Source organism: Pseudoalteromonas porphyrae, assembly GCF_001298125.1.
In the GTDB taxonomy this organism is placed as follows: domain Bacteria; phylum Pseudomonadota; class Gammaproteobacteria; order Enterobacterales; family Alteromonadaceae; genus Pseudoalteromonas; species Pseudoalteromonas neustonica.
Genome location: NZ_LHPH01000100.1, coordinates 1 through 560, shown reverse-complemented (window position 1 = coordinate 560; position 560 = coordinate 1). Strand labels below are relative to the sequence as shown.

The following is a 560-nucleotide window of genomic DNA, read 5'->3' as shown; positions in this document are numbered from 1 at the left end:
GTGTATCCATTGGCATCTGAGGCAAATAAATCAGCGAACGTGTATTCACCTTGCGCATTTGTTTGCGCGGTAAAGTTAATGTCTGAACCGAAGATATCCTTACCCGTTAAGGTAATATCGACATTCGTTAATAACGTGTCGTTATCTGCAATGGTGCCATCTTGGTTTTCATCAAAATACACACGCCCTGAAATAGTCGCTGTATCGGGATTTTGCTCTGTAAAGTCAACAAGCTGGTTGCTTGCAGTCAAATTAACAATAACCGTATCTGTTAAATCAGAGCCTGCAATCACACCTGAGCTATTACGCTCGACACCGTCTTTATAAAGCGCAGGCTGCGTCTGCGTGATGGTATAACCACTGGCGTTTGAAGCAAATAAATTAGCGAACGTGTATTCACCCTGCGCATTCGTTTGCGTCGTTAACGAGATTCTTGAACCGAAGATATTTTTACCCGTTAAGGTAATATCGACATTCGCTAATAACGTGTCGTTACCTGCAATCGTGCCATCTTGGTTTTCATCAAAATACACACGCCCTGAAATAGTCGCTGTATCTGG

General features: G+C 42.9%; 1 protein-coding gene. It reads right to left on the bottom strand.

What is annotated here, in order from left to right; genetic code table 11:
- On the bottom strand, positions 1-560 hold a 560-nt coding region (locus ADS77_RS21375; RefSeq protein WP_152960671.1), incomplete at both ends, for an SdrD B-like domain-containing protein.